This window comes from Macromonas nakdongensis (assembly GCF_002837145.1).
Taxonomy (GTDB): Bacteria; Pseudomonadota; Gammaproteobacteria; order Burkholderiales; family Burkholderiaceae_C; genus Macromonas_B; species Macromonas_B nakdongensis.
In genome coordinates, this window is record NZ_NWMV01000151.1 from 1 (window position 1) to 5526 (window position 5526).

General features: G+C 71.3%; 8 protein-coding genes. 3 read left to right on the forward strand and 5 right to left on the reverse strand.

What is annotated here, in order from left to right:
• Positions 1-106: 106 nt before the first annotated feature.
• Entirely contained in the window at positions 107-970 is an 864-nt protein-coding gene (locus CON77_RS14470) for a putative selenate ABC transporter substrate-binding protein (RefSeq protein ID WP_101050267.1), read from the reverse strand.
• 184 nt (positions 971-1154) lie between these two features.
• On the opposite strand from CON77_RS14470, the gene senB reads away from it, so the two are divergent.
• The 3 genes from senB to CON77_RS14485 are packed head-to-tail and all read left to right on the forward strand — an operon-like array spanning position 1155 to position 3538.
• Positions 1155-2213, forward strand: a complete 1059-nt coding sequence (senB, locus tag CON77_RS14475; protein WP_101050281.1) for a selenoneine biosynthesis selenosugar synthase SenB — start codon at positions 1155-1157, stop codon at positions 2211-2213.
• Positions 2210-3277 carry a selenide, water dikinase SelD gene (gene selD / locus CON77_RS14480; RefSeq protein WP_101050269.1) on the forward strand — a complete coding sequence of 356 codons (1068 nt, stop codon included), beginning with the start codon at positions 2210-2212 and terminating at the stop codon, positions 3275-3277. Before senB ends, selD begins: the two co-directional genes overlap by 4 nt.
• A gap of 42 nt (positions 3278-3319) precedes the next feature.
• Positions 3320-3538: an ATP-binding protein gene (locus CON77_RS14485; protein WP_101050271.1), complete on the forward strand. Its 219-nt coding sequence runs from the start codon at positions 3320-3322 to the stop codon at positions 3536-3538.
• A gap of 75 nt (positions 3539-3613) precedes the next feature.
• Here the strand turns inward: CON77_RS14485 and CON77_RS14490 are convergent, their stop codons facing one another.
• The 4 genes from CON77_RS14490 to CON77_RS14505 form a co-directional block, all read right to left on the reverse strand.
• On the reverse strand, positions 3614-4243 hold the full coding sequence (locus CON77_RS14490; RefSeq protein ID WP_101050273.1) for a LysE family transporter: 630 nt from the start codon (positions 4241-4243) through the stop codon (positions 3614-3616).
• Positions 4244-4324: 81 nt separating this feature from the next.
• On the reverse strand, positions 4325-4702 hold the full coding sequence (gene mnhG, locus CON77_RS14495; RefSeq protein ID WP_101050275.1) for a monovalent cation/H(+) antiporter subunit G: 378 nt from the start codon (positions 4700-4702) through the stop codon (positions 4325-4327).
• Positions 4699-4977 (reverse strand): K+/H+ antiporter subunit F, encoded by a 279-nt coding sequence (locus CON77_RS14500; RefSeq protein ID WP_101050277.1) that lies wholly within the window; start codon positions 4975-4977, stop codon positions 4699-4701. The genes mnhG and CON77_RS14500 overlap by 4 nt, the downstream gene beginning before the upstream one ends.
• On the reverse strand, positions 4974-5526 hold a 553-nt coding region (locus CON77_RS14505; RefSeq protein WP_369407353.1), incomplete at its 5' end, for a Na+/H+ antiporter subunit E. The genes CON77_RS14505 and CON77_RS14500, both read right to left, overlap by 4 nt.

Sequence of the window (5526 nt, forward strand, 5' to 3'; positions counted from 1 at the left end):
TCGATGCGCAGGTCCAGCCCCTGCAGGGCCGGGGCGGCCTGCGCGCGCGCCGCCGGGTGGCGCGCGACGACACCCTGGAGTTCCAGCTTCACCGACGCGTCCGCGCTTACAGCAGGCCGGCGCTGCGGGCCGCAGCCTCGATGCCCTTGTAATTGTCGGGCTGGGTCGGCACAAATCGGGTGGCGCGCTGCAGGTCCAGGATGTCCTTGCCCGGGGCGGTCTCGCGGCTCAGGGACAGGAAAGCCTCGGCCAGTTTCTGGCGCGTGGCCGCCGGCATGTCGGCGTGGACCGTCCAGTTGTAGTCGTAGTACGGCGCGGTGGTGTGGAACACGCGGACCTTGCTGGTATCGACCTTTTTGTCGGCGACGAACTTGTCCCAGACGGAAATGTTGAGCGCCCCGGCCTGCACCTTGCCCGAAGCCACGGCGGCGATGGTGGCGTCGTGTGCGCCGCTGTAAGCGACGCGGCGGAAATCCTTCTCCGGGTTCAGGCCGGCCTGCAACAGGAAGCTGCGCGGCATGAGGTGGCCGGAGGTGCTGCTTTGCGAACCGAAGCTCACATCTTTGCCCTTGAGGTCGGCCAGGCGCTGGATGGCCGGGTCGCTGGTGATGAAGACGGACTTGAATTTGGCGTCTTCCTCGCGCTGCACCAGGGGAATCACCTTGCCGCCGGAACGCACGTGGGCCTGCACGAAGGTGAAGCCCCCGAACCAGGCCAGATCGACCTTTTTGTTGACCAGGGCTTCGACCGAAGCGGCGTAATCGGTCACGGGGATGAACTCGACCCGGGTGCCGAGCTGGCCTTCCAGGTACTTCACCAGCGGAGCGGCCTTGCGTGCCAGTTCGGTGGGCGACTCGTCGGGGATGGCGGTGACGCGGAACACCGTCTGGGCCTGGGCCAGGGCGGCGAAAGACAGGAGCGCAACGGCCCCCACGGCGCGCAGCGCGCGCCAGGACGAAACAACAGACATGGCAACTCCGATCAAGCGGGAGGGAAATGGACCAGATGGCGCCGGCAGGCAGGCCCCGTGGTCAAGGACGGGGACGGCACGCACACGCGCCATGCACAGGGTGCGGGGGGGATTATCGCCACCGCGGCACAAGAATGCCCGCCCGCGGTGAAAAACCGTGGGCGCCTGGGCCGACAATGGCCGCATGGACCACCCCACCCGTCCCGCTGCAGACCGCCCCCGGCTGTGCCTGGTCACGCCCGCGCTGGCGGACGCGGCCAATGGCAACTGGCAAACCGCCCGGCGCTGGCGTGGCCTGCTGGCCGACGGCTACCGGGTCGAGCTGCTGCGGCAATGGCCCGAGGACGCCTCGGAAAGCGCCCGGCAGGGCGACCTGCTGCTCGCCCTGCACGCGCGGCGCTCGGCCCCGTCCATCGCCGCCTGGGCGCGCGAACGGCCCGGCCTCCCCCTGGTGCTGGCCCTGACCGGCACCGACCTGTACCGCGACATCCTGCACGACGCCAGTGCCCAACGCTCGCTCGACCTGGCGCACCGGCTGGTGGTGCTGCAGGACGCCGGGCGGCTGGCCCTGCCCGAACGCTGGCGCGACAAGTGCCGGGTGGTGTACCAGTCCACCCGCACCTGGCAGACGCTGCCCAAAACCGCCCACCGCCTGCGGGTGGTGATGGTGGGCCACCTGCGCGAGGAAAAATGGCCGCAGACCCTGTTCGCCGCGGCGCGGCTGGTGGCCCCGGACGAAGGCATCTGCATCGAGCACATTGGCCGGGCCCTGGAGCCGGCCCTGGGGGCAGCCGCACAGGCCACCGCCCTGGCCTGCCCCCACTACCGCTGGCTGGGCGAACTGCCCCATGCCCAGGCACGCCGGCGCATCCAGCGCGCGCACCTGCTGGTGCACACCAGCCGCATGGAAGGCGGCGCCCACGTGCTGATGGAGGCCGTGTGCAGCGGCACGCCGGTGCTGGCCTCGGCCATTTCGGGCAACGTGGGCATGCTGGGCAGCGGCTACCGGGGCTATTTCCCGGCGGGCGACGCCGAAGCCCTGGTCGCCGCCTTGCGCGCCTGCCGCCAGACGCAAACCTCGGCCACGGGCACGCTCGCGGATTTGCGACGACAATGCGCGGAGCGCGCGCCCCTGTTCAGCCCCGAGCGCGAACGCGACGCCCTGCTGCGCGTGCTCGCCGAAGCTCGGCAGACCGCCCAGGCCGCACCTTCCCCATGCCGACCCGCAGACCTGCTCCGATGACCGCCACCCCCTCCCCCACCGAACCCCGCCTGACCAGCCTGTCGCACGGCGGCGGCTGCGGCTGCAAGATCGCCCCGGGCGTGCTGGCCGACATCCTGCGCGGCACCGCCGCCATGCCGATGCCGCCCGAGTTGCTGGTCGGCATCGAAACCGCCGACGACGCCGCGGTCTACCGCCTCAACGACGAGCAGGCGCTGATCGCCACCACCGACTTCTTCATGCCCATCGTCGATGACCCGTACGACTTTGGCCGCATCGCCGCCACCAACGCCATCAGCGACGTGTACGCCATGGGCGGCACCCCCATCATGGCGCTGGCCCTGGTGGGCATGCCCATCGGCGTGCTCAGCACCGCGACCATCGGCCGCATCCTGGAAGGTGGCCAAAGCGTCTGCCGCGCCGCCGGCATCCCGATCGCCGGGGGGCACACCATCGACTCGGTGGAGCCGATCTACGGACTGGTGGCCCTGGGCCTGGTGCACCCGCAGCGTGTCAAGCGCAACGCCGACGCCCGCGTGGGCGACCGCCTGGTGCTGGGCAAACCGCTGGGCGTGGGGGTGCTGTCGGCGGCGCTGAAAAAAGACCGCCTGCCGGCCGACGGCTACGCGCAGATGATCGCCAGCACCACCCGGCTCAACACCCCGGGCCCGGCCCTGGCCGCGCTCGACGGTGTGCACGCCCTGACCGACGTGACCGGTTTCGGCCTGGCCGGCCACGCCCTGGAAATGGCGCGCGGTGCCGGCAGTTGCGTGCACCTGGACATGGCCCGGGTGCCCCTGCTGCCCGGGGTGCGGGACTGGGCCGCCCAAGGCCTGGTGACGGGCGCCAGCGGCCGCAACTGGGCCGCCTACGGCGCCGAGGTGCGGCTGGCCGAAGGCCTGAGCCCGGTGGACCAGGCCCTGCTGACCGACCCGCAAACCAGTGGAGGCCTGCTGGTGGCCTGCGCCCCCGACGCGGTGGACGCGGTGCTGGCCTGCTTCCGTCAGCACGGTTTCGACGCCGCGGCCGAGGTGGGCGCCATCGAAGCCGCGCGCGGTGACGGGGTGCACCTGGTCGTCGACTGACGCCCCGGGAAAACCCCTGAAACCCCTGCGGCGGCGGACCCCATGCACCCCGACCGCCGCACCCTGCCCCAGATCGACAACGCCCGCTGCACCGGCTGCGGCTGGTGCGTGGCGGCCTGCCCGCTGCACCTGCTCAGCCTAGAACGCCAAGGTTGGCGCAAAACCTCGGTGCTGCACGGCGCCGAGCGCTGCACCGGCTGCAAGCTGTGCGAGGTGAAATGCCCGTTCGGCGTCATCAGCATGCAGCCCCGGCCGCGCTGACGCATCGGTCCCCAACACCGGGTCGCGGCCCGGTCACCCTGCGGGCCCATTGGGTCGGCTGTGGGCGAAGCCCCGTCAGGGCGCGCGCTTGAACAGGGAGAGCAGCGCCCCCGCCGCCACGAACAAAGCGCCGAACACCCGGTTCATGGCGCGCATGTGGGCGGTGGACTTGAGGGCGGACAGCACCCGCGCCGCCAGGGCGGTGTAACCGGCCATCACCACCAGGTCGGTGAAGCCCAGCGTCAGGCCAATGACCAGGTATTGCAGCCCCAGGGACTGGCCCAGGTCCAGGAATTGCGGCACCACGGCCAGCAGGAACACCGTGCCCTTGGGGTTGACGGCGTTGATCATCCAGCCCCGCAGCACCATGCTGCGCGCCGACACCTGGGCCGCACCGTCGCGCAGGGCCGCCAGCGGACGCGCCGGCGCACGCCACTGTTGGATGCCCAGCCACACCAGGTAGGCCACGCCGAACCACTTGACCACCTGGAACGCCGTGGACGAAGTGGCCACCAGGGCCCCCAGGCCCACGCCCACCACCACCAGCTGGGTCCAGATGCCCAGCACCAGCCCCAGCGTGGTCAGGTAGCCGCGGCGAAAGCCGTGGTTCAGCCCGGCGCTCATGGCCGCGACCGCGCCGGCCCCCGGCGAAATGCTGATGGCCCAGGACGCGGCGAAAAATGCCAGCCAGGTGGACAGTTCCATGGTGTGTGTACCTCGTGTGTGTGGCGCCCGATGCCAGGGCCCTGTCGGCATTATGGTCGGCCCGGGGCCGGTGCGCACACCTCAGCGCTTCAAGGCGCCGGGTTCCGCGGGCGCGGTACCCAGAGGCGGTGGCAGCGCATCCCCCGCCCGGCGGCGGCGGAACAGCGCGGCCCGCGCCAACACCATGGCCGTGACCGGCGCGGTGATGGACAGCGCAATCACCACCAGCCAGACGTGCAGCGCCAGCCCCTGGCCACGGGTGCTGAAGTGGACGATGGACGCGAGCGCGACCAGCCAGGTCGCCAGCGTCGACGCCAGGGCCGGCGCGTGCATGCGGGCAAAGAAATCCGGCAGCCGCCACAGGCCCCAGGCCGCCAACAGGACGAACACACCGCTGGCCAGCAGCAAGACGGCCACCACGGCCTCGGCCCAGGGCGGCACGGGCCACAGGCCGCTCATTCGATCACCTCGCCGCGCAGCAGGAACTTGGCCATGGCGACCGACCCGACGAAGCCGAACAGCACCATCAGCAAGGCCCCCTCGAAGTACATCGCGCTGTCGTAGCGGATGCCCAGCACCAGCATCACCAGCATGCCCACCACGTAGACAAAGTCCATGGCCAACACGCGGTCCTGGGCACTGGGACCGCGCATCAGGCGCAGCAGCGCAATCGCCATGGCCAGCACGTACAGCATCAGGGTGACCGACACGGCCATCGACAACCAGGGGCTCATCCAAAAATCTCCAGAAGCGGGCGCTCGTAATCGGCCTTGAAAGCGGCGATGAAAGCGGCCTCGTCGGCCAGATCGAACACATGCACCAGCAAGGCGCTGCGGTCCGACGCGAGTTCGGCCCAGACCGTGCCCGGGACGACCGCCGAAATCATGGCCAGGGCCGCCAGGCCGTGGGCGTCACGCAGGTCCAGGGGCACCACCACGAAGGTGCCCCGGGGCGGGTGCCGGCGTGCCCGGAACACCCCGGCGGCCACCTGCACGGCCGACCGCACCACGTCGCGCCCCACCCGCAGCACCAGGCGCAACAGCACTCCGCCACGCCGCAACGGGCCGGGCAGCGGCCGCAGCGGTGCCAGCAGCGCGGGCACGACCACGGCCACCGCCGCCCCCAGCAGCACCTGGCCCACGCTGGTGCTGCGCACCAGCAGCAGCCACCCCAGCCACAGGCCCAGCGACAACCAGGGCGACGGCAGCCAGCGCTTCATGGCCGCCTCCCCGACGGCACCGGCCGCCCGCCCTGCACCGCGTCGATGTAATGCCCCGGCGCGT

Coding starts and splice junctions, on each gene's coding strand:
- CON77_RS14490 (WP_101050273.1), bottom strand. CDS start 4,243: ATGGAACTGTCCACCTGGCTGGCATTTTTCGCCGCGTCCTGGGCCATC.
- selD (WP_101050269.1), top strand. CDS start 2,210: ATGACCGCCACCCCCTCCCCCACCGAACCCCGCCTGACCAGCCTGTCG.
- CON77_RS14470 (WP_101050267.1), bottom strand. CDS start 970: ATGTCTGTTGTTTCGTCCTGGCGCGCGCTGCGCGCCGTGGGGGCCGTT.
- senB (WP_101050281.1), top strand. CDS start 1,155: ATGGACCACCCCACCCGTCCCGCTGCAGACCGCCCCCGGCTGTGCCTG.
- mnhG (WP_101050275.1), bottom strand. CDS start 4,702: ATGAGCGGCCTGTGGCCCGTGCCGCCCTGGGCCGAGGCCGTGGTGGCC.
- CON77_RS14485 (WP_101050271.1), top strand. CDS start 3,320: ATGCACCCCGACCGCCGCACCCTGCCCCAGATCGACAACGCCCGCTGC.
- CON77_RS14500 (WP_101050277.1), bottom strand. CDS start 4,977: ATGAGCCCCTGGTTGTCGATGGCCGTGTCGGTCACCCTGATGCTGTAC.